General features: G+C 41.9%; 13 protein-coding genes. 4 read left to right on the top strand and 9 right to left on the bottom strand.

All coding sequences use genetic code 11. From position 1 onward, the window contains the following. Positions 1 to 21 precede the first annotated feature (21 nt). Positions 22 to 1,401 carry a glycoside hydrolase family 105 protein gene (locus tag FKG96_RS26015; protein WP_149106276.1) on the top strand — a complete coding sequence of 460 codons (1,380 nt, stop codon included), beginning with the start codon at positions 22 to 24 and terminating at the stop codon, positions 1,399 to 1,401. 66 nt (positions 1,402 to 1,467) lie between these two features. Here FKG96_RS26015 and FKG96_RS26010 read toward each other — a convergent pair whose 3' ends face one another. From FKG96_RS26010 to FKG96_RS25985, 6 genes are all read right to left on the bottom strand, one after another. Further along, positions 1,468 to 2,835, bottom strand: coding sequence for a glycoside hydrolase family 28 protein (locus tag FKG96_RS26010; protein WP_130858192.1), 1,368 nt, complete (start codon positions 2,833 to 2,835; stop codon positions 1,468 to 1,470). Between the two features lie 211 nt (positions 2,836 to 3,046). Continuing rightward, on the bottom strand, positions 3,047 to 5,974 hold the full coding sequence (locus FKG96_RS26005) for a glycosyl hydrolase 115 family protein (protein WP_130858191.1): 2,928 nt from the start codon (positions 5,972 to 5,974) through the stop codon (positions 3,047 to 3,049). Between the two features lie 511 nt (positions 5,975 to 6,485). Continuing rightward, complete coding sequence (locus tag FKG96_RS26000) at positions 6,486 to 7,910, bottom strand: family 43 glycosylhydrolase (RefSeq protein ID WP_130858190.1); 1,425 nt, start codon at positions 7,908 to 7,910, stop codon at positions 6,486 to 6,488. A gap of 65 nt (positions 7,911 to 7,975) precedes the next feature. Then, positions 7,976 to 9,655 carry a RagB/SusD family nutrient uptake outer membrane protein gene (locus FKG96_RS25995; protein ID WP_130858189.1) on the bottom strand — a complete coding sequence of 560 codons (1,680 nt, stop codon included), beginning with the start codon at positions 9,653 to 9,655 and terminating at the stop codon, positions 7,976 to 7,978. Between the two features lie 11 nt (positions 9,656 to 9,666). Next, entirely contained in the window at positions 9,667 to 12,888 is a 3,222-nt protein-coding gene (locus FKG96_RS25990) for a TonB-dependent receptor (protein ID WP_242627392.1), read from the bottom strand. Positions 12,889 to 13,120: 232 nt separating this feature from the next. Then, a complete protein-coding gene (locus FKG96_RS25985) occupies positions 13,121 to 14,140 on the bottom strand; it encodes a FecR family protein (protein ID WP_165447071.1) in 1,020 nt (339 codons plus the stop codon). Positions 14,141 to 14,328: 188 nt separating this feature from the next. Between FKG96_RS25985 and FKG96_RS25980 the strand changes: the two genes are divergently transcribed. Next, positions 14,329 to 15,675 (top strand): glycoside hydrolase family 28 protein, encoded by a 1,347-nt coding sequence (locus tag FKG96_RS25980; protein WP_130858186.1) that lies wholly within the window; start codon positions 14,329 to 14,331, stop codon positions 15,673 to 15,675. Positions 15,676 to 15,856: 181 nt separating this feature from the next. Here FKG96_RS25980 and FKG96_RS25975 read toward each other — a convergent pair whose 3' ends face one another. The 3 genes from FKG96_RS25975 to FKG96_RS25965 all read right to left on the bottom strand — a co-directional run bounded on the left by FKG96_RS25975 (position 15,857) and on the right by FKG96_RS25965 (position 18,223). Beyond that, a complete protein-coding gene (locus FKG96_RS25975; RefSeq protein ID WP_130858185.1) occupies positions 15,857 to 16,129 on the bottom strand; it encodes a hypothetical protein in 273 nt (90 codons plus the stop codon). A gap of 36 nt (positions 16,130 to 16,165) precedes the next feature. Further along, complete coding sequence (locus tag FKG96_RS25970) at positions 16,166 to 16,795, bottom strand: RNA polymerase sigma-70 factor (RefSeq protein WP_165447070.1); 630 nt, start codon at positions 16,793 to 16,795, stop codon at positions 16,166 to 16,168. Between the two features lie 132 nt (positions 16,796 to 16,927). Further along, positions 16,928 to 18,223: an acetylxylan esterase gene (locus tag FKG96_RS25965; RefSeq protein WP_130858183.1), complete on the bottom strand. Its 1,296-nt coding sequence runs from the start codon at positions 18,221 to 18,223 to the stop codon at positions 16,928 to 16,930. A gap of 728 nt (positions 18,224 to 18,951) precedes the next feature. Here FKG96_RS25965 and FKG96_RS25960 point away from each other — a divergent pair. After that, positions 18,952 to 20,730 carry an alpha-L-rhamnosidase C-terminal domain-containing protein gene (locus tag FKG96_RS25960; RefSeq protein WP_130858182.1) on the top strand — a complete coding sequence of 593 codons (1,779 nt, stop codon included), beginning with the start codon at positions 18,952 to 18,954 and terminating at the stop codon, positions 20,728 to 20,730. Positions 20,731 to 20,819: 89 nt separating this feature from the next. Further along, entirely contained in the window at positions 20,820 to 23,690 is a 2,871-nt protein-coding gene (locus tag FKG96_RS25955; RefSeq protein WP_130858181.1) for a glycoside hydrolase family 2 protein, read from the top strand. Positions 23,691 to 23,820: the final 130 nt, after the last annotated feature.

Genomic DNA, 23,820 nt, shown 5'->3' with positions numbered 1-23,820 from the left:
ATTTGATATAACCAATTAGTAATGAACTTCAAATTGAAACCTTTTCGAACAGGCATATTATCGGGTGCACTAAGCCTGTTTTACTGTATGTCTTCCTTATCCTTAAGTGCACAATATATCAGTAAGGGCGGAAATGATGCCTCGGCGCCTTTGCATCTTCTTAAGCCCGGCTATGATATACCTTATGGTGAAACAAAACCGGAAGGGGTGAAAAACACTTTGGATCGGATATACCGATATTTAAATACCACAACCCCCGCAGCTTTAGTTGATAAGTCTACCAATAAGGTAATCGACCTAGGGCAGGCAAATGACAACAGTATCTTTCAACCTGGCGATTTCAGACTAATCAGTTATGAGTGGGGGGTGACTTATACCGGTATGTTGGAAGTGGCTTTGGCAACGGGCGATCAAAAGTATAAAGATTATACGATAAAGCGGCTTGATTTCATTGGTGCTGTTGCCGAGCAATATAAAAAATATCTTCGTCAGCATAAAAATGCTACGACCCCTGTTCGGAGTGTACTGGAGCCGCATGCCTTAGATGATGTGGGGTCCATGGCTGCCGCTATGATAAAAGCTTTGGACGCAGGAGCTAAGCCAGCTCTTCTACGTCCCTTGGTAGACCATTACCTGAATTATATCTTACACAAGGAATTTCGATTGAAAGATGGGACTTTGGCACGTAATCGACCGTTACCGAACACACTGTGGTTGGATGATTTGTATATGAGTCTACCTGCGCTGGCACAAATGGGTAAATTAACAGGAAACAAAAGTTATTTCGACGAGGCACTGAAACAGTATAAGCAATTTGCCGAGCGTATGTTTAATGCGGAAAAAGGGCTATATATGCACGGCTGGGTGCAGGATATGGATCCGCATCCGCAGTTTCATTGGGCCCGAGCAAATGGTTGGGCTTTGATGACAAAGGTAGAACTGTTGGACGTATTGCCAGCTGATTATTCCAGTAGAGCAGAAGTGCTCGAAAAGCTTCGCCGCCATGCTGTAGGGCTTGCCGAAAGGCAGGATAAAACCGGCTTTTGGCATCAGTTGCTGGATCGTAATGACTCGTACCTTGAAACATCCGCAACAGCCATCTATGCTTACTGTATTGCGAGAGCAATTAATAAAGGTTGGTTGGATGCGAAAGCTTATGGCCCCATGGTTTTGCTTGCTTGGAATGCAGTGAATACAAAAGTAACGGAACAAGGACAGATAGAGGGTACATGTGTCGGAACGGGGATGGGCTTCGATCCGGCCTTTTACTATTATCGTCCGATCAGCAATTTTGCTGCCCATGGCTATGGTCCCGTACTCTTGGCGGGTGCAGAGATCTATCGCTTGTTACAACAGCACCCCTTTGAAATTAACGACAGTGCGGTGCAGATGGTTAAATAAAATCGTAAACATAAAAGGCATCCATTAACGTTCAGTTCACCTCAATGGATGCCTGATAAAGGTTTACTATTGCTGTTGAAAGTTTAACACATTTTCATGAATATGTTTTTTTTCTTCTACTGTTTTCCCCTCGACGTTTTTTAAAACAATGTTTTCTATGGGAAGTTCCTTTTGACCCAATATCCTGGAAACAAATTGCACATTTTTAGCTGTTACGTTGTTTAAATAAACGTCTTTTATTGGTGTTAGTCGACGTTCAACAGTGGGTACTAAATTTCTCCATTGATACAAAACATCCGTCTCAATTCCTAATATGCCGAGCTCTATTCGTCCCGCCTGAAGATTGGAGGCATAGATGTTACGGACATAGCCACCCATGCGTTCATTGGTTTTTATAAAGAGCAGATGGTTTAATTTTGCCCCGTCCATCACTACGCAACTGTCCACGAATACATTTTCAATACCTCCGGAAAGCTCACTGCCAATGGCGATCAGTTGATGCCCGTTTTTTACCGTGCAATTGCGGATTATAATATTCTTTGACGGGGTCTTCAGTCGCCAACCTTCGGGATTCCTGCCGGATTTTATAGCAATCGCATCGTCGCCCTGGTCAAATACGCAATTTTCTATCAATACATTTTGACTCATCTCTGGATCTACACCGTCATTATTATGACCATGTGCATATACATTTAGGTTACGAATTATTATATTTTTCGATAGATAGGTGTGGATGGTCCAAAAAGGACTATTGGTGATGGAAATCCCTTCCAATAGAACGTTTTCACTTCGATTAAACTGGATGAACTGTGGGCGTAGGTGTGCGGTGTCATTCACCATTTGTCTTTGCTCCACAGGAGTATAAGCGGAGGCTAAATTATATAGTCGTTTAATGCTCTCCATATGTGGTTTGGGTCGTGTAAACCACGTCTCCCATACATCCATTTTAGCTTTGATCTCACCTTGGCCGGTAATGGCTATATTTTTACATTCATAGGCATAAATGAGTGGTGAATAATTATAACATTCCATACCTTCCCAAGAGCTATGAACAGCGGGTAAATAATCAGCAGGATTTTCCGAGAATAAAAGAAGAGCACCTTTATCCAAGTGAAGATTTACATTGCTTTTCAGGTGAATTTTCCCGGTTAGCCATTCGCCGGCAGGTATAACTACAATACCGCCTCCAAGCTTATGGGCTTTTTCAATAGCAGTTGTAATGGCTTTTGAAGTAGCTGTCTGATTGTCCTGTAGCGCGCCGTAATCGGTGATTGGCAGTCGCTCACAGCTATTAAAATTCGGACTTTCAACAGAAACAACGCCAAAAGGAGTCTTTATTTTTCGCTTATCTAAGGTAACTTCGGTTTCCGTGTCATTGCCGGCGCAAACGAAAATAGGCAGTAAACATAGAAGATAGACAAAGAATTTTTCCATACTATTTAAGATAACTCATTTATTTCATTCCAAACAAATCGTTGCGTTATGTGCCTTCACGACAGCAAATCCATATATGTTATATTACTGCATCTGCCAGGGCTGCTATTAATAACTCAACTAGTTAACAATTCAACAAGAAACAATAGGTCTCACTTCAAAGAAAAGCGATTTAAAGCTTATCACTGTCATGTTCTGTTAGGCAGGAAGCTCATAACTTTTTGATGTATGTTTCGGGAAGAGTACGGTAAGCCTTCTTTAAGCCACCTAAATCTATACGGATTTCATCTACAATAACGCCTGGGTCCACACAGAAAATTTTCAGCTGATGTTTGCCGGTTTTCAAAAAAGGCATCTCAATTTTTCGCTCGGCCCGGTTTCGCAAGACATTTTGTTTCCACTCCTCGCTTCTTCCGACCGTTCGGATATTGACCATTTTTAAAGGGCCGTCGTCAATGGATACGGCATAACGGACCTGATAGTTATTGTTGATGGGATGTGTAGGTAAAGCAAAAATGGTAACGGAAGGATTGGTCTCCGTAAAATTGTAAAAGTCATACGCGACAAACGTACCATTTTTCTTCATCGCATCGAGATCGGTTGTGACATTTCCTTCCACCGTTAAGGGAAAGGCCTGGATGGCATTTTCCGTATACCCTAAGCCTGGGATCACTTTCCACTGTTTTGCTTGTTGACTATTTTGTCGATTAAAATGATTGGCGTGTATACTAACAAAACCATTGTTTTCAACAAAGCCCTTATAGTTAGCTAGCTGTAGTATGGCAGGATTACTGGCTGATAATGAAAGCACTATTTGCTTGCCGCCCCCCGTGATCGTAATGCTACCGGGTACGCTTTCTTTTTTATTTATGTTTTTCCAATCAATATCTACCCACAGACGCACTTGGCTTTTTCCCGAATCAGGAAAAAGCTGTCCGTTCATTTTTGATAACCGAATCCACGGGTGCGAAACGGAGGCTTTCCATTGCATAGGCTGGCTCTTTTTTAAGAAAACATCAACAAAATACCGCTGCTTATTGAACACATCAAAGGGAGGTAAAGATAACCGAGGCTGATTCGTTAATAAAGAAGAATCTTTTGTCACCAAACCTTCAGGAGCTATATCCCAAACGTCGACGCTATCGATATGAATAGGGGCTATAACCGGTTCTTGATATACGGCCAAATCTCGTGGTTTCATAGACATGATATGTTTCCATTTCCCCTTGGCTAGTTTTGTGTTGTAATTTGTTGTTTCCGCTATGATTCGTTCGTAAGCCTTCTTTGCCAATCGGGCATATTCATGAGCGCTAATTCTATTTTGCTTGGAGTAGAAATAACTTTTGTCGCGGTACAAGAACTTTTTATTAATCTGTGAGGCGCCAATCACCGGATAATATACCAGTTGAAAAAAAGCATCGGCGTCGTGGGGGGATATCTGTTTACGCAAATCACTAACTGCTAACTCCAATGCTTGGTACTGATCGATCCGCTTTTGCGCTTCATCTCCATAGTAAAAATGATTAAAATCGGTATATGTAGTCTCGGTATTGGGTTCCGTCTGGCTCCATCCCATAAACTCAGGACGACGCTCAAATGCTAGCTGATAGTACTTCCAAAGAATCGATTGAATTAACGGTGCTTTTTCCGCTCCGAAAATACCTTGCGTCCAGTGCAATAAGTGTTGTTGCGTATACTTGCCATCTTGAAAGGGAGCGGGGTTTAATGCCATGTCCAAAAATTGCTGTATGTTATATTCTTGCGGTTTAATATCTCCTACATTAAGTACCCATAAGGTACGGGCACCCGTTTCATATGCCTTGATCATTTCTTCAGCCATTAAGGCTGGATGCATTGATGGCAGCCATAGATAGTCGTGGGGACGGCCCCAGTAGGAGGCGTGATAATAAACGCCGGCACCTCCTGTACGATTCCGTTCCTGTTCGTTGTTCAGTCGATGAATATAGCCATAATTGTCGTCGGGCCATACTAAAGTTACATCATTGGGCACCTTTAAGCCATGGTCATATATCTCCAGTACTTCTTTATAGGGAGTAAGAACTTGCGGTACGGCTGTTACATCCTTGTTAATATACTTGGAAAGCAAGGTTCTTTCCTCATGGATGATACTTTGTACCAAGGGGACAGCCTCTTTCAAATCATTCACACCCTCCATTTGGCCGTCGTGAATACCACGCATACCTAGTGTATAAATAGCATCAATCCCTTTACTTTCTTGTATTCGTCCTTCCCAATATTGAAGGATTCTCTTCTTGTTAGTAAGGTAGTTAAAGTGTCCCATCGCCTTTGTGTCCCACTCATCTACATTATTGCGGAGCATCGGTTCAGCATGAGAGGAACCGATAACGATTTGATAGTCTTCGGCCGTTTTTCGATTACCTGGGTAATGAAAGAAGGCTTTCGTACTCGGGTGCATAGCAGGCCATATAAGGTTTGCTTTTAACCGTAATAATAATTCGAATACCTTAGCATAGGTTTTAGGGCCAATATCACCGGTTTCAGGCTCAAAAGTTTTTGCCGCCCAAGGTTGTAATCCCCAGTCCTCGTCATTAATAAAGATTCCTCGGTATTTAACAGCTGGTGATTTCGAAATGTAACTTTCCTGTTTTAATATCAATTCTTTGCTCTTTTTTACAGGCGCATCTGCCCACCAGTACCAAGGGGAGACGCCAATTTTCTCGGAGATCGTAAATACACCAAATGCCGTACCGCGCGGATCGCTTCCCGCAATTACCAGTGCTTTCGATATGTTTTTGGTCGGTTTATTTATGATATTTAATCCAAAGCTTTCCCATTTGCCCTTGAGTTTTTCTGTAAAGTCATTGTCTTTATGCAGTACTGTTCTTATCATCGCAGATTGTATACTGCCTATAGCAATAACGTTTCCACTTACTTGGGAAAGTTCGGTAAACACCTGCGGTTTGCAAGATGTGACTCTTTCGATATCTTCGGCAAGCAGATTCGCGATAATTGAATCTAGTTTAGGAGCCTGTTTATCGTATAGAATCGATACTTTGTCTGTTTTGGTAACGAACGGAAACAGATCGTCTTGCGCTATGGCACAGGTGGAAATCGTTAATACGAGAATGAGTAAACAAAAACTTTTTTTCAAATTCATTATTTAGTAATGTTACATTAAACATTGATTAATTTTCAATAAAATTGCTCCAACTGACAGAAATCTCGCTTTTAAAATCTAAAAAAGGAACCTTTTTAATCATTTGTTAACTTTTAAAGGCATTCAAGCTTCCCTACGGAAGGTTTCTTGGCAAAAAGTTGAACAAACCGAAGAACGTAGTGATGAGTTCATGAGCACCTTTTAAAATAAACAAGGGCGAATAAACCCAAGGCCGTTTTTCCGACACTCGATACCTTTTTGGTTATTCGCAGGAACCCCCCGTTCTACTTGAAATGCCACATCGGATATCCTGCGGTTTTGCAGGTTGATGCACTACCATTGCAGCAGGAGATCCAAGTGGCGAGTTTATTCGCGTTCCGTTCATTTTTGGCGCTCATGAGCTCCCTACGGTCGGTTTTAGTTTCTTTTTTGCGGAAAAAAGAAAAACAAAAAGGTTCTTTTAATATAAACACCTTCATCTGTATGTTAAAAAGCGAAGCCTTTGCTACAATTAGTGGTCATTTTGATCAATTACAATTTTATTCAGTGAAACCATGTATCCTGTACTTCCGTAAAGACGTTTTCGCTTGTCTGACCAGTTGCCGCGTTCGCCCATTACGGTAACTGTCAAGGTATAATCATCCTTTGAAAGACGAGGACTCAGAAATTTGAGCGTTGAAATGGGGTACTTGCAGTACATATCAACGATAGAAGAAAACACGGTTTGTCCATTGCTGTTTTGAAGTTCTACAAGCGCATAGCCTCCATTGGAGCGTGCCATCCCATAAAAACCAACCTGCGTACCTTGGAACTGTATGGAGAAAGAAGCTCCTTTTACATCAGAACTTCGTGAAGACAGGGTGTCTTGTTGCCAATTGCCCGAATACTTTATTCTGTGCATATTAGCACTTTCGATAGTTGTACCTTCCAACAACGTTGGCGATGCCATTCCGGTTGAAACATCGACATTCCAAGCTTCCAAGTATACCGGAATAGATAGGGAGGTGCCATTAACAATCAGCGGCTGCCAGACATAGGTAGCAGCAGAATTTTGTTTGGGGAAAGACCAACGATCACCCATATACATATAAGTAGTGTCTTTTGTTCCTTCAATTGGTAATACAAAGGTGCATTGCGAGTTCCATGTGAGGGAACCTACCGGTGCTAATAGACCTCTTTTTATCCAAGGTCCTTGTAGCGATTTAGCGGTGAAGTAATAGTTGTCATTTCTTTCCCAGCTCGTTAAGTTAGAACCTAAAAAATAGTACAGACTATCTTTGCGGAAGATAACTGGTGATTCGAATCCGGACGTCATGGTTTCGTTTACCTTTTCTTTTACACTTTTATAATCGTTTGCTAGCTTATAAATTTCGCCACCGTGTATCAGCACGTAGCCGGATCCATCCCGATCCTGAAACGCACCCATATCCCATTGCCTAATAGGATTACCTTCGAAAAGCAAAGCTCCTTGAAAAGTGTAAGGGCCGGTAATTTTTGGAGAAGTGGCGTAACCCACAAATTGATCCTTATACCCCAATGTATCCACATGCATATACATAATGTATTCGCCTGTTGGGCATTTCATGACTTTAGGTCGTTCACCCACCCTGTTTGGTCCTAACTTGCCTGCTGGCTGCACGGGAAGAGCCATGCTTTCAAATTTCCAGTTACATAAGTCGGTAGACGAATAACAAGAAAAGCCATTAAATACATTAGCAGAATCAGTTTTGTATTCTCCAAAAAGATAATATTTACCGTTTTCCCTTACGATGTTTGCCCCATGGGCACTCAGGGTTTTGCCTTGATTGTCCATCCAAGGAATACCGGAGTGAATGGCATTATAGGCTTTTCTGCTTTGTGCCGAGGTGATGGATGTGCTCAGTACAAATGTTATTATTAATATGGATTGAGCCAAGCGTCTAATTATGATTAACATCTTGTTTTTAGGTGTTATATAATGAATCCAAGCAAGCATGCCATATCTCCCTTGGATTCATTTCGTTAGTAACCGGGGTTCTGCGGGTAACCTTCCGTATCGCGATCTATAACGGATTGCGGAATAGGACGTAGATAGTATTTATCTACTAGGCCTCCCGGGTTTGCCATTTTTGTTAAAATATTATATTCGAATGCACGAGCTAAGCGTTGTGTTCGTTTAAGATCCAACCACCTTTTGTACTCCCCGGCCTGTTCACGTGCTTTTTCATCCAAAATAAAATCGATGCTTACATCTGCAGCATTGATGTTCATGTTCTGCCCAGGCTTTGCTGCACGTTGACGGATCGCATTCAGCTTCTCTGCTGCTTTGTCGAGCTGGCCGAGCTTAAAATAGGCTTCGGCAGCTAGTAAATAGGTTTCAGCCAATCGAAATAAGAATACGTCTTTTGTACTTGCGTAGGCAAATTCATTGTTATAAGGAAGACCGGCATTTGGATCATAAAACTTATTGATCATAGGAAACTTCTCTAATCCTCCTACATTGTTAAAAGCTTGCTTCCATTTATCAAGGCGAATGATTTCAACATTCGGATTGGACGCCTTGAGCGCAATGGAATCGGCTATTGTAAAAGGTTGGTCGGGGTAGGGGAAATAATAACGAAGGTCACCGGCCTGTATCGCCCCGTCTGTTTTGGTTGCATAAAACCGACTTAAAAAGGTGGCATCGTAGCGAGAATCCTTGGTGGTATTGTATAAGGTGTACAAAAATTGGGTAGGCATAAAATTCGAAATCCGCCTGTTGTAATCTCTTAATCCGGTTACCTCGTCAAAACCTTTCTCGCGCCAATATCGCCAGCCGAATAGGATGTTTTGGCCGTTACCATTGTATCCCGGCTGTGCTCCATACTGAACAGCGAAAATGATTTCTCTATTCAGTTCATTACCAGGTTGAAATACTTCGGCAAAAGTTGGAATTAGTGCGTAATAAGAACTGCCAATCAATTCTTCTGCCAGTTGGGCGGCACGCTCAAAATCGGCCGCCTCACCGAAGGATTTATATCCACGTGTTAAATATAACAATGCAAGCAAATGCCGGGCGGCCCCTTGCGTTGCCCTTCCCGGTTCTGTGCTTGCGGGGTTTGCCTCTAAATTAGGTAAGGCGACATTTAATTCGGCAATCATAAAATCATATACCTCTTGTTCAGAATTGGGAGCGAAATGCGTAACCGGTGAACTGATCTCTTCCTGCACAATAGGTACATTTCCAAAATTTTCGACCAGTAAATAATAAAAATAAGCGCGTAAAAAACGTACTTCCGCAAGTCTTCTATTTTTGATGTTTTCTGCTAAATCAGGAATACCCTCCGCTCGATTAACCGCTGTATTGCAACGTTGTATTCCTCTGTAGGCTACTGTGAAAAAAGTGTCGATGGGAACATTGTCAGCGGTTAATGAGCGGTATTCGTTAAGCTGAATGGCGGGGACCTCATTCGCCTGCCCACTTACCAGTTCTATTTCGCCTCTTGTGGTGATGTCGGTTCCCCATTCAAATAAATTAGGGTTAGGGCTATAGATACCCCTAAGCGAAGCATAGCAGGAGTTAATTAATGATTCGTAGCCGGCCGCATTAGTATAGTAATTTTCTGCAGTAATGCCGCTTAAATTTTCTTCGGTCAGAAATTTTTTACAGGAAGTGAATCCCGCAAAGATTATGACAACTATAATGATAAGTTTCTTCTTCATTTGATTCAATTTTAAAAGGAAAGATTTACCCCAAAAAGATAGGTAGCAGTACTTACAGCGGTCCCATAAGTGTTTTGAATGGCCCACTCGGGATCATATCCTTTGTAATTAGTAAACAAAAATGGATTCGTAGCCGTTGCGTAAACCCGTAAGCGGTTTAGTTTAAGCTTTTCGATAAGGCCGCTTGGAAAAGTATAACCTAAAGTAATGTTGCTGATTCGGACGAAATTTGTCTTTTGATAATAGGCTGCATTTACAAAAGGACCTGGGTTACCAGGTTGAAAATGGGCCTGAGAGGGACTGCTTGGTGTCCAATAATCTACTTTTACCTGGTTATAAATCTGATTGTAATTCATAAAAGAACCATCAAACGAGCTACTAAACTGCTCGCCTTGTCGGGTATAAGCCAGCACATAAAGGTCCACGTTACCGTAGCGGAATGTATTGGCAATCGAACCTGTCCAGTTGGGGACTCGCTTACCAATAATCTGCCGATCGCTGGCATTGATGACACCATTATTGTCTATGTCTTTTACGCGGACCTGGCCGGGGAGTTGATTATATTGTGCGGCAAGGCTTCGTTCACTTTCTTGCCAAATACCGTCAAAAACGTAGTCAAAATTTACCTGAACGGGTTGCCCAATAAACAAACGGTTTCCAATGTCATCGTTTTTACCATTGGCTGTTTCCAGTATTTCATTTTTGTTAGCATCGAAAACGAAATCGGTTTTCCACGAAAATTTGTCTGTTTGAATATTAACGGTACTCAATCCGATTTCAATTCCTTTGTTTCTCAGTTTGCCCAAGTTGTCTGTAACAAAGTTCCATCCCGAAGGTGCCGGCAGATTGCGGTTTAATAGAATATTGTCGATTTTTCGGTTATATAGGTCGATCGTTCCATAAATGCGGTTTTGTAGCAAAGCAAAATCTAATCCTAAATTGATTTCTTTCGTCGTTTCCCAAGTTAATGCTTTGTTCGCTAAACGATTAGGAGAATAGCCCTGTATAAGGGAATTTCCGAAAAAATAAGTGGATGCTCCAAGTGTTGCTTGTGTAGTGTAGGAGTCTATTCGGTCGTTTCCGGAAGCACCGTAACTTAATCGTAATTTCAAGTCATTAATGGCATTTATTTTTTTGACAAAGCTCTCTTCCGACAATCGCCAGGCAAAAGATGTGGAAGGAAAAAAGCCCCATTGATTGCCTTCTGCAAATCTTGAAGAACCATCCCATGTACCCGATGCGGTTAAGAGATATTTATCTTTATAACTATAATTAATACGGGCCCGTGCAGAAGCTAAAGTATATTTTGTATAGCCGGAACTTACGGTAGGTCCACGGAAGGTTCCGTTGAAGTCGGTATTTGTTGCCGAACCTACATTGTACCACAAAGAATTATAAGGTAAATTGTAGACATCGATTCCACTGGTTTCCAGGCGGTCCTTCTGCATACTCTGTATGGCTGTAACGGTCAATTTATGCCCTCCATTAAGCTCTCGCTCATAAGTTGCTTGGTTATCCCAAAGCCAGTTTATTTGTTCATTCGTGTCGTAGTCCCTTGCCTGCGCGTAACCTCCATTGCCTGCGCCCTCCTTGGATAGCGCACCAAAATACCAACCTCCTCGGCCTATGTCCAAGCTTGGTGAAAAAGTCGTTTTTAAGGTGAGGTGGGCAACAGGCTTTACTTGAATATAAAGTTGACCAAATGCCCGAATGGATCGGTTTTGACGAATATCGTTTTCTTGATCAAATAAAGGGTTGATAACCCCATCTCCTCCTAGTACACGGAATACCCTATTGCCATTGTTGTCGTAAGGAGATACAGTAGGTGGCATTCGATACGCTGAACGAAGTGATTCATAACTGCCTAGGTTTTGTAGGTTCTGTGCAGCATAGAAGCTCATGCCTGCTTTCCACTTCTCATTGATCTGTCTGTCAACACTTCCGCGGAAGGAATAGCGTTTAAAATCTTCGGGGCTCACATTGCCTTCTTCGCTTAGTATACCGGCGCCAAAAGCAAACTGGGTTTTCTCATCTCCTCCGCTTGCAGATATATTATGATTCATTTGCAAACCATTTTTTAGCAAGAGAGAAGGCCAATCTGTAAACCTTCCTGCGTCTATATTTTCCCATTGTTCAGGTGTGAAAAACGCTGCATTCGTGCGTGAGGTATCTCTCCCCGTCGCTAGAAACTGTTGGGTACGGAGCTCTACATATTCCGGACCGTTGAACATGCGGGGCAAATTAACCGGCTTTCTTATTCCCATATAACCATCATAAGAGATAGTGGTTTTTCCTTCCTTCCCTCGTTTGGTGGTTACAATAACGACCCCTTTAGCACCGCGGGAGCCATAAATAGCGGTAGCCGATGCGTCTTTTAAAATGTCTATTTTTTCAATATCTGCCGGGTTCAAATCATTTAATCCCGAAGTAGTAGGAATTCCGTCGATCACAAACAAAGGTGAACTTGGGCCACTAAAAGAACTGATCCCCCGGATAGTGATGTTGTAACCCGAACCTGGTTTCCCTACATTTTTTACCACTACCGCACCGGGCGCCTGGCCCTGTAAGGCACCGGCAGCGTCGGGGGTAGCAGCTCGTGCAATGGCGGTTGAGCTTACGGAGGCTATTGATCCGGTAACGTCGGCTTTTCGCTGCGTGCCATAACCTACAACCACCACCTCATTCAGATCCTGTCCGGCTGACGAAAGCTGTATAGTGAGTGATGTTTTTCCCCAAACAGGCATCTCTATCGTATTATAGCCTAAGTAGGAAATTACCAAAACAGCATCGCTGGCCGCTTCAATTACAAAGGCACCATTGTTATCCGTTGACACCTCTCTGTTGATACCCTTTACCTTTACCGTCGCACCAGCTAGTACTTGTCCGGTTTCATCCACAACCTTACCTGTAATCTTAATATCGGCTCGTATCGGATTTTTCGGAACAATGGCTAGCAGTTGATCGGGTAAAATTTGTAGTGTAAACGGGGTGTTGTTAAGGAGATCATTAACAACCGTTAATACATCTTTATCTTGCACGGAATAATTCTCATATTGTTTAAGAGGAATATTCCTTTCGCTGAATACAAATCGATAGCTGCTTTTCTTCTCAATCTCCGAGATGATTTCCTTAAAACCGGCCTTTCCGATATTTAAGGTAACCTTGGTTTGGGAATATCCCGCTGCTAACATTTGAAAGTTGAAATACACAATCAATGCAAATGTTAATTTCATAATAAGAATTGGCTTTTTGAGGCAATAAATCCCCGAAACACCTCGATGGTGTCTGAAAAATTTCATAACTTTAAAAATCTTAAGGATGGTCAAAAGCAGACTCCCGGTCAAAGCAGTCTGCATTAATTACAATCGTCTTTAATGTAGCGGGGATGGCGAGTCCCCGTTGCTTTTTAATCGGGTCCTAATTCAGTTTTCATAATGTTTTGTTAATGGTTAGCTGTTCGTAGTTTTAATAAATAAGTATTTTTTTGTCTTGCATGGTGTAAGAAAATGGTTCAACTAAACGTAGGGCATTTAAAATGTCCGTTACCGACTCCCGCTCAAAATGGCCAGTGAACTTTAGTTGCTTCAGGTGTTGGTTTTTGAAGTCAATTTTTACGTCATAAGCTCTTTCGAGCATTTTGGATACATCCACAAAAGATTGTTCTGCGAAAATAAGCTTATTGAATATCCATGAGGTTTCTATTACTGTATTGTCCATCTTTTGTAAATGCGTAATTTGGGTTATGGCACTCGACTTGCTTTCCGGAAGTTCATCTTTGGCAGTCGGATTCCTGACAATCAGTTTTTCAGAAGGCATTAATGTAAGTCGGTCAGCGGGTCGATCCTTTAACGTTACCTCTATAGCCCCTGTCAATAAGGTTGTTTCGCTAAACGGGTCATCAGGATAAGATTTAAGGTTAAACGATGTTCCCAGCACCTTAATATCCATTTGTTCGGTATGGATAATAAAGGGATGTTTGGGGTCTTTAGCAATGTCAAAAAATCCCTCTCCCACCAAGGTAACCTGTCGTTGCTTATCCTTAAATGTTTTGGGGTAGATGAGCTTGCTTTCCGCATTTAAGACTACTTTACTTCCGTCGGGTAAAGTAAAACTTTTCTTAGCTGCTCGTTCAGTGTAGGCAATTTGCCGCGTAGAAATTCCGACGAGATAGGTCATAATTGCAATAGAAGCTATAATAAGCACAAAAACGGCGGCAGCAACTTTCCATAGATACCGTTTGTTCTTACTTTTTTGCGAAGAAATAGGGAACGCTTCCTGCTGTGCGATTTTTGTCCGGATCTTGTTAAAGACACGCTCGTCCGATGAGTGGTCGGATTGATTATTAGATAGATAAGCTTTGAACAAATCGTACCGCGCCTTAAGCAAAGGATCTTGGAGCAAGCCTGCTAATTCGCTCACCTCTGATGCTGTTAATTCATTGGTGAATTCTTTTGTTATCAATGTTATGAATCGATCCTGTGACATATGCGGTTTATACCTGTATATGGAGAGGACAAATTTTTTGAAGAAATTACCTACAAGAAAATAAAAAAATGTTATTTCTTTAAAATATATCAGGACAGCACAGGTTGCAGTTAACAAAAGAACACCCTTTTTTTGGAATAAATGCAAATGGCAGCTAGGCACTAACCTTATTATAATCATTAGAAAAAATGCAAGATAAAAACCTGATCATTTTAGCTTTCATGTTATTCTTCTATTTCCTTGGTTTCAAAAATACCGGGAATTTATTCGCGCAAAATTTTCCGGATGGAACGCCTATTCCGGCTTGGTTTTCAGATACAAATAGGATCGAAGCGAATGCGCTCGGGGAAAAATATATCATTACTGACCATGGTGTAAAAAACGATAGCACCCTCGTACAAACAGAAAGTATCCAAAAAATTATTGACAAGGCGTCTGAAAATGGTGGTGGTGTTATTGTTATTCCAAAAGGCGTTTTCCTTACGGGATCACTCTTCTTCAAACCTAAAACACATCTATACCTAGACGAAGATGCGACGCTCAAATGCAGTGACAATATTGCTGATTTTAAAGTGCTTACTACCCGTATTGAAGGACAGTCGCTGAAATATTTTGCGGCCTTGATCAATGCCGATGGTTTGGATGGATTTACGATTTCAGGAAAAGGGATAATCAACGGCAATGGATTACGTTATTGGCAGGCGTTCTGGCTTCGCCGCGAGTGGAATCCGAAATGTACTAATATGGACGAACAGCGCCCGCGGCTATTATACATATCGAATAGTAAAAATGTACAGGTATCAGGCGTTCAGTTGCTTAACTCGCCCTTCTGGACCTCGCATTATTACAAATGCGAAAACCTAAAGATTTTGGGTGTGCGCATTCTTGCAGGTTCAAATAATGGAAGTGAGGTTCGCGCACCAAGCTCGGATGGCATTGACTTGGATGTATGCCAAAATGTGTTAATAAAAAACTGCTATATATCAGTAAATGATGATGGTATTTGCTTAAAGGGTGGTAAAGGGCCGACAGCCGATAAGGACCCAAATAATGGGGCTAATCGCAATATCATCATAGAAGACAATACGATTGAAAACTGTCCGTCTCTTACATTGGGTAGCGAATCGGTTTTTAGTGATAACGTCATTATGAGGCGTTGTACTGTGAAAAATACCTCTTATGTGCTTCGATTGAAGATGCGGCCCGACACACCGCAAAAACATAAAAATATATGGGTAGAAGATATTACCGGGACTGCACGTAACTTTCTTTCCATAGATGCATGGACGCAGTTTTTTGATTTGAAAGGGCAACCGGAGCCCAAATCTTCCGTGAGCCATTTGACTATGCGTAACTGTAAGGTAGCTTGTGATCGCTTCCTCCATATCAAATCTTCGAAACAGTACACGCTTTCCAATTTTACGTTTGAAAATTTAACTGTTTCAACGCCGAATGAAAGTGGTGTCGTGTTTGACTTCATCAGAGGTTTACAATTGAAGAATATCATTGTAAATGATAAGAAAGCGGTGAAATAAAAGGAACCTTTTCTTTAGTCACTTTTATTCGTTATTGTTTGTTTTAAAAGGCACTCATGCTACTTCGTGGTTTCCGCAAAAAGTGACGCAAAACCGAGCAAGGCGAGCTCATGAACCCCTAATGAAATAAACAATATGTGAATAAACTCATCGCTTGGAACTTTGCTACGATGGTAGTGCTTCAACCTGCAAACCGCAAATTTCCTAGGCGATATTTTAGCAGAACGGAGGGCTTTTGCAGGCAGCCAACAAGGCCCCGTGTATGGAAAAAACGGCCTTGGAGGATACCAACGCAACGAGCAGCAAAGCATTTGCACGTCTGTTTATATCGCAGTATCCAAGCGGATTGAGGAAGTGAAACGGCTCCAATACGCGGAATGGATGCTTTGCAATCAGGTGCAAGGTAGCCTACACCGCCTTGATTTTGGTTCTTTTCATCTAAGGAAAAGAACATACGTTAAATAAAGGTTGACTAAATAAATCCTTTTTTTCAAAAACAGCTGCTCTGTAGAAAAAGAAACAGCGCGATGGCTGAAGCAATGTTCTTAATAATTATTGCAGCATCAGACGCTTGGTGTTTGGTCATGACGGTGTTTAATTTGGTCATGGCTCGGTAGATTTGTGCATGTACCGTGCGTACCGAAATATTCAAAATTTCGGCCACTTCAGCGCATTTCATTCCATCTTCCTTAACGAGCTTAAAGATGACGCGGCATTGATGGGGTAAAGAGCCTATCGCCCGATCTAACTGCATAAAAAGTTCTTTCCTTTCCAGTTCTTCGTCGGGGCGATAGGCATCAATTATTTCGTTTGTTTCTTCGTCTAGTGACACTAACTGCATGGAAGATTTTTTTTTCCAATGATTGAGTGCTTTATTCTTTACACAAATTAGGAGATAGACCTCGGGCTTTTTAACATGCTCCAATTTACTACGATTAAGCCATAAATCTACAAAAACGTCTGAAACAATCTCCTCTGATGTCTCCCGATCGCTAATATACTGTTGGCAGAATTTAATAAAATTGGCATTGGTCAAGCGGAATAATGCTTCAAAGGCATTGACATTGCTTTCAAAAAGCACTTGCTTCCAACACTTCAATATCTGTGTATCTCTTTCCAATTTTTGCGTTTTTGACTTGTAAGGCAAGGATTATCGGTTTATAAAAATAAAACTCCGGTTACACAAAAAAAAATATATTTCAATTGATTTTCATCCTGTACCGTTATGTTGGCTTCATTTACTAAATTTCCGCTATTTAATAAGCCTTTCTTCCAGCCATTCACCTACTGCCTCATTCTGTTCTTTATAAGTCCAATGTCCGGTTTCTAAAGCAAGATAGAGTTCTTTTGGAGACTGGATTACGTTATACACGGCATATAAAGAAGTTGGCGGACAGGTTTCATCGTTAAACCCCCATGAATAAATACCAGGCACTTTAAGTTGTCTTGCAAAATTGACAACATCATAATAACCCATTGTTTGTAGCTTTTCTTTCGTATTATTAACTTCCCGGCTCGCTGAATCGAGATAATGTGGCCAGCCACCGGCTCGGCCTTTTAGGTATCCTGTTAAATCACTTAGTGCGGGGTAATAGGAAGCTAAAAATTTGACACGAGCATCTAACGAAGCGGTTACAATCGCAAGTGCTCCGCCCTGACTGCCGCCAATCACTGCCAGTTGCTCACCATCAAACTGAGGTAATGAAGTAATGAAATCATTCGCTCGCACGCAACCTAAGTATACGCGTTTATAGTAAAAGCGGTCCCGATTATCTAAGTTATAATTAAAGTAGTTCCCCAACCCACCCAAACGGAGACTGGCATAAAGTTCAGGGTCCATGTTTACCGGTATGCCATGAATGCCTATTTCTAGGGTTATAAATCCCTTCTCGGCGGTTGCAATGTCGCCATTGTAAGGTCTAACGCCGGCGCCCGGAACTCTTAAAATAGCGGGGTATTTGCCCGTTGCTTTAGGGATGCACAGAATACCGTAAAGCCTGGAATTACCATAGTTCTGCATGTTGACATGATAGACGTTCACTTTTTCCGTACATCGTTCGGGCAATAGCGTCATCTTTGCATCTAGCGGAATTCCGGCCAGTTCTTTCTTGGCTTGATTCCAGAATGCGACAAAATCATTCGGCAGTTGGGCTGTTGGTTCAATTTGTTCCGGTGTAAATCCAGCGGTGGCAAGGCCTTTATATGCTTTGCCATTTACATAGGCATAGGCAGTTAAGCGAAGAAAGCCTGGCTGCTTCATGCCTTCACTTTTAACGGTATAGGACGCGGACGTCAACAACAGCGAATCTTTCTTAAGTGCTGGCATTTTTTCCGGGCCGAGCTCATAACGTAAAGGAATATTCTTTAATGGATTGCCATTTTGAAGAATGGTAACCGTGAATTTCACCGGTTCATTTAGCTTGTATTCCCAGTTCTCATGATCGGGTGCTACTATCACCTTAATAAATTGCTCGCTGGGCTGGGCAGTTACTCGAAAAACAATTACAAATAGTAGAAACGCCCATAAATAAATAAATCGCATAGTCATAATTTAAGTTTAATAATGCCATTATAGCAAGGTTGTCGTTTACTTTTGCTAAAGTAATGAGAATTCGATATTGTTCAATTGTTATCTTCGATTTTTTTCAAGCCGATAAGTATCAAGATATAAGTATCGAGACATAAGTATCAAGACATAGAGTACACACGCTTTAATAAATTCGCTTTTAACATACAGCAGAAGGTGTTTATATTAAAAGAACGTTTTTTTTAATCACTTTTATTCGTTATTGTTTGCTACAATGGTAGTGCATCAACTTACAAACCGCAAATTTCCTAGGCGATATTTCAGTAGAATGAAGAGATTCTGCCAAGCAGTGTAATACTTTGTAAACGATTTAAGATCTGTAAACTATGGCAGGTTTGGTTAGAAGCAAATACTTTTCGCTTTCGACAATGCCGCCTCCAAAATTTACGTCATGCAGTGGGAGGCACTAACATTCCTGTAAATTTTGCAGCGGCGAGTTTATTCACTACTTAATTATTTTCAAAGGTGTTCATGGACTCGCTACGGTCGGCTCTTTGACTACTTTCTTTGCGGAAAAGAAAGTAGTTGGCGGTGTCGCTGCCATTAAGCGACAAATTAATTTTTCCTTTTTTAAAAAGGAACCCCCTAAGTCAGGACGGCGCAGGTTGCGATTGCATAGCGTTTATGTGTATGTTTGCTTTAAGTCATTATATACACAGTAAAAACCGATTAAAGCCAACATAATAAGTATGAAATCATTCCTTCTCACAATCCAGCTATGTCTATGGACTTGTGCCTCTTCCATATTATATGCACAGTTACCCCCGGTATTTGAATCAATATATGATGGAAAAATACAAAAAGATGAATTGACACGGATTTTTATATCACCCCAACGGATTGTTTGGAAATATGCTGGAGATGGCAGTTTGGTAACAAATGAAAATGAACTCTTAAAGATAGGGAATAGCCAGACCGAACTCGGTAAAAAAAATATGTGCGAAATGGTGAGTAACCAAAATGAGACCGCCTCCATCTTATTGGATTATGGAAAGGAAATACACGGGGGGATACAGCTTGTATTGGGAGGCTCTACACGTCGCGAACCATCTTTGGTCCGTATTCGTTTTGGCGAATCGGTAGGGGAGTGCAATAGCCAAACCCGAAATTATGAATGGGGAGTTGGGTATTCGACTGACGACCATGCCAAGCGAGATATTATCATGGAAATACCTCGGGATGGGTTAATAGAACTCGGCAATACGGGGTTCCGCTTTGTTCGTATTGACCTATTGCAGAAGAATACCACCATCCATATTAAAGAAGCGAGGGCAATTTTGCGATACCGTGATATACCTTATTTGGGATCATTTAAAAGTAACGATGAACGGCTCAATAAAATTTGGCTAACGGGAGCCTATACTGTGCATCTGAATATGCAAGAGTATTTGTGGGATGGTATTAAACGGGATCGTTTGATATGGCTAGGTGATATGCATCCGGAAGTATCTACCATTGCACGAGTGTTCGGTGACAATGACGTGGTGCCAAAAACCCTGGATTTGGCTTGCCAACAATATCCCTTGCCGCAATGGATGAACGGCATGAGTGCATACTCTTTATGGTACCTGATTATTCAGCACGATTGGTATAAATACAATGGGAATATTGATTTTCTAAGGAAACATCAAAACTATATTTTGGGCTTGATCGATTTAATTGACAGTAAAGTTGATGCTGAAGGCAGAGAGAATCTAGCTGCGGAACGCTTTTTAGATTGGCCGTCTACTCCCAATAAGGAAGGAGTAGAGGCGGGGTATAGAGCGCTCATCGTCTGGGCGATGCAAGATGCTGTCAAATTATGTGAAATTTTAAAACAACCGATTGCTGCAAAGAAAGCAGAAGCCTGTGTTGCACGTATGAATAAATATGTAAAAGATCATCATCAATTAAAGCAGGCTGCTTCCTTAATGGCTATAGCCGGGCTTATTGATCCGGAGAAAGCTTGTAATGAAGTAGTTTCGGTTGGCGGCGCTAAAGATTTCTCTACCTTTTATGGCTATTATATGTTACAGGCACAAGCAAAAGCCGGACAATATCAGCAAGCCATGGATATCATTCGCCAATATTGGGGGGGCATGTTGGACATGGGCGCTACTACCTTTTGGGAAGACTTTAATTTGGATTGGACAAAAAATGCTACGCGCATTGACGAGGTACCGGTACCAGGTAAAAAGGATATACACGGAGATTTCGGTGCCTATTGCTATCCCGGGTTTCGACATAGCCTTTGCCATGGTTGGGCATCCGGGCCTACCGCTTGGATGAGTGAACATATACTTGGTGTGAAGATTTTGGAAGCTGGCTGTAAGGTCATCAAAGTCGAACCTCATCTGGGTGACTTGCAATGGGTAGAAGGTACTTTTCCTACTCCGTACGGGCTGATTGAAATTCGGCATAGTAAGCGAGCTAACGGGACGATTGAGTCTACCGTAAAGGCGCCGAAAGGTATTAAGGTAATTAAATAGATGGTGGCAGGACGCGTCAGGATAGTCTTTTAACCTCATTCTTTTATTTTTAACGTATATAAACAATGCTTATAAATAAATGCCGGAGCATGCTTATCGCACATAAAACCTTCTTACTCTTTATTTTCATGACCTTTGGTCTGTACACCGCTTTTTCCCAAGAAGTCGAAAAGCGGGTTCAGTATCTATCCGGTACAGATAATGAACATACGGTGAAGTGGGACTTTTGGTGCTCGGGCGGACGGAAGAGTGGTAAATGGGGAAAAATTGCTGTTCCGGCTCATTGGGAACAACAGGGGTATGGGCATTATAATTATGGAAGGGATTATGTTACCTATGGCAAAAACTTTCGCTTTCATGACGAGAAAGGAGTATATCGACATACTTTTCCGGTTAATGAACAATGGAAGGGGGAAAAAATATTTATTGTCTTTGAAGGGGTAATGACCGATGCTGAGGTAAAAATAAATGGCCAATCCGCCGGCCCGATCCATCAGGGCGCTTTTTATCGCTTTCGTTATGATATAAGTGACAAGCTCCGCTACGGAAAGGAAAACCAATTGGAAGTTACAGTTAGTAAGATGTCCGGGGATCCGTCCGTTAATAATGCCGAACGACTAGCCGATTACTGGATTCTCGGCGGAATTTTTCGCCCGGTGTATCTGGAAATAGTACCGCCATCATTTATTGACTATGTAGCCATTGACGCAAAGGCTGATGGTTCTTTTCGTATGCAAGCTCACCTTGAAGGAATATCCGCACAAATGAAAGTGAAGGCGAGTATTATTGATCAACGAGGCAAAACGGTGGATATGCTGGAAGCTTTGGCCAGGGAAGGGGATTCCGTCGTGTCTTTTAATACCAAAGTGAGTAATCCTGCTTTGTGGACCGCCGAAAGCCCTAACCGTTACCGTGCGAGAACTGAGCTCTATAAAAATGGGAAGTTGGTATACTTAACGCAGCAGCAATTTGGCTTTCGTACCATTGAAATACGCAAGCAGAACGGCATTTACCTGAATGGGACGAAGATCAAAATGAAAGGAGTAAACCGACATGTATGGTGGCCCGAAACGGGACGATCAGTAAATGCTCGTATTGACTTGGAGGATGTGAAGCTGATGAAATATATGAACATGAACGCCGTTCGTTGCTCACATTATCCGCCCGATCAGTCTTTCTTGGATATCTGCGATTCTTTAGGACTCTATGTTATCGATGAATTAGCGGGCTGGCAAAAGGCTTATGCAACACCGGTGGGAACAAAATTGGTAAAGGAAATGGTTCTGCGCGACCTAAATCATCCATCCATTATCTTTTGGAGCAATGGGAATGAAGGCGGACATAATTTTGATCTAGACACCATATATGGGCATTACGACCTGTCGAAAAGACCGGTAATTCACGCGCATCATCGTCCTGGCAATGATTTTAATGGGATCGATTGTAATCATTATGAAGATTATTACAGTACGCAGAAGATTTTAGCGGATACGAATATCTATATGCCCACTGAATTTCTACATGCACAAGATGACGGTGGTGGAGCCGCCGGGCTCGCCGACATATGGGAGCTGCATTGGAAGGCTAAAAGAGGCGCGGGCGGTTTCCTTTGGGCTTTGGTGGATGAGGGATTAGTTCGTACAGATGAGCAAAATATGATTGACGTCAATGGCGTCAACGCGCCCGATGGTTTAGTAGGTCCCCATCGTGAGCACGAGGGAAGTGTGAATGCGATCCGGGAAATTTATGCACCTATTAAAATCGACGGGAAGGAACTTCCTCCTGATTTTGATGGGCGTATTTCAGTAGAAAATCGCTATCATTTTACGAACCTGAATCAGTGTACTTTTAAATGGGAACTCTTAAATTTTGACAAACTCTTACAAAATGGTGAAGGCTCTACCACTGTATCAAGCGGAAAGGGCAGGTTTCCCGCTATTGCACCTTTAGCAACCGGTCATTTGTCTATTGATTTACCAGCAAATTGGTCTAACGAAGATGCCCTGGCTTTAACGGCATTCGACTCCCAAGGGAATGAGATCTGTCGTTGGGTATGGAAAATCAAACCTAATGAGCAACTCGCGGTTCATCAATTTGATGAGCCCATCGACGGAACAGTTAACATGCAGGAAAAGGATAGCCTGATACAGTTAACGGCCAATGGTATAACGGTCTCAATTCATAAAAATACAGGTCTATTGGCGCATTTAGCGAATGCTTATAGTAAAGCACTTTCTTTTAAAGACGGGCCTGTTTTAGTGAGCGGACAAGCAAAGGCCGTATCAGTAAAGCATTACCGGGAAGGTCATATTGCTGTTGTGGAAGCGTCATGCAACGGTGATTTAAAGTATATCAAATGGAAGATGGATAAATCGGGATGGCTCGAAATGGACTACGCTTACGCGTTAAGTGGTGATCAACCTTTCGCCGGCATCAGCTTTTCTTACCCCGAAAATTTTGTTTTGGGTGTAAAGTGGCTTGGTAAAGGTCCCTACCGTGTATGGAAAAACAGGCTGCAAGGCACTACGTATGGTGTTTGGAAGAATCGGAATAATAATACGCAAACGGGTAGTTATCCTTGGCGCTATCCCGAATTTAAGGGTTATTACGCGGATGTTACTTGGATGGAAATGAACACCGTAGAAGGTAAGTTCTATATGTCTTTTCCAACGGAAGACCAATATGTACGCCTGTTTGATTTTTACGGACTAACCGGCGCAAAGCCACATCCGGATCTACCTGTCGGGGATATCTCTTTTTTGGATGCGATACCGCCTATTGGTACTAAACTTGCGTTGAATATGACCACTGATACCAAAGGACTGGGACCGCAAAGCGAACTGAATCACCTCTCCGGAAAGCTCATCGAAAGAAAGGTTTATTTTTACTTCGGAACTCCAAAAGTGAATGGGGAAAACAAACAATTTGAGATGCCGAAGGTAAATGTACTAACGGATTAGTTATTGGTTATTAGTTGCCGGTTTTTAGTTGTGGGTTGCGAATTGCCAGTTGTGAGCAGAGGCACCCCTAAAGGCAATACTACTTAACTACTCAACTATTTAACAACTTAACTATTCAACAATTCCGGAA

The sequence above is a fragment of the Olivibacter sp. LS-1 genome (assembly GCF_008245145.1).
Lineage (GTDB): Bacteria > Bacteroidota > Bacteroidia > Sphingobacteriales > Sphingobacteriaceae > Olivibacter > Olivibacter oleidegradans.
This window is presented reverse-complemented; position numbering and strand designations above follow the sequence as displayed.

What these genes read in the sequence shown, in the direction of transcription:
- FKG96_RS25975 (WP_130858185.1), bottom strand. Translation starts at nt 16,129, where the DNA reads ATGTTCTTTTCCTTAGATGAAAAGAACCAAAATCAAGGCGGTGTAGGC.
- FKG96_RS26005 (WP_130858191.1), bottom strand. Translation starts at nt 5,974, where the DNA reads ATGAATTTGAAAAAAAGTTTTTGTTTACTCATTCTCGTATTAACGATT.
- FKG96_RS26000 (WP_130858190.1), bottom strand. Translation starts at nt 7,910, where the DNA reads ATGTTAATCATAATTAGACGCTTGGCTCAATCCATATTAATAATAACA.
- FKG96_RS26010 (WP_130858192.1), bottom strand. Translation starts at nt 2,835, where the DNA reads ATGGAAAAATTCTTTGTCTATCTTCTATGTTTACTGCCTATTTTCGTT.
- FKG96_RS25960 (WP_130858182.1), top strand. Translation starts at nt 18,952, where the DNA reads ATGAAATCATTCCTTCTCACAATCCAGCTATGTCTATGGACTTGTGCC.
- FKG96_RS25995 (WP_130858189.1), bottom strand. Translation starts at nt 9,655, where the DNA reads ATGAAGAAGAAACTTATCATTATAGTTGTCATAATCTTTGCGGGATTC.
- FKG96_RS26015 (WP_149106276.1), top strand. Translation starts at nt 22, where the DNA reads ATGAACTTCAAATTGAAACCTTTTCGAACAGGCATATTATCGGGTGCA.
- FKG96_RS25980 (WP_130858186.1), top strand. Translation starts at nt 14,329, where the DNA reads ATGCAAGATAAAAACCTGATCATTTTAGCTTTCATGTTATTCTTCTAT.
- FKG96_RS25985 (WP_165447071.1), bottom strand. Translation starts at nt 14,140, where the DNA reads ATGTCACAGGATCGATTCATAACATTGATAACAAAAGAATTCACCAAT.
- FKG96_RS25955 (WP_130858181.1), top strand. Translation starts at nt 20,820, where the DNA reads ATGCTTATCGCACATAAAACCTTCTTACTCTTTATTTTCATGACCTTT.
- FKG96_RS25990 (WP_242627392.1), bottom strand. Translation starts at nt 12,888, where the DNA reads ATGAAATTAACATTTGCATTGATTGTGTATTTCAACTTTCAAATGTTA.
- FKG96_RS25965 (WP_130858183.1), bottom strand. Translation starts at nt 18,223, where the DNA reads ATGACTATGCGATTTATTTATTTATGGGCGTTTCTACTATTTGTAATT.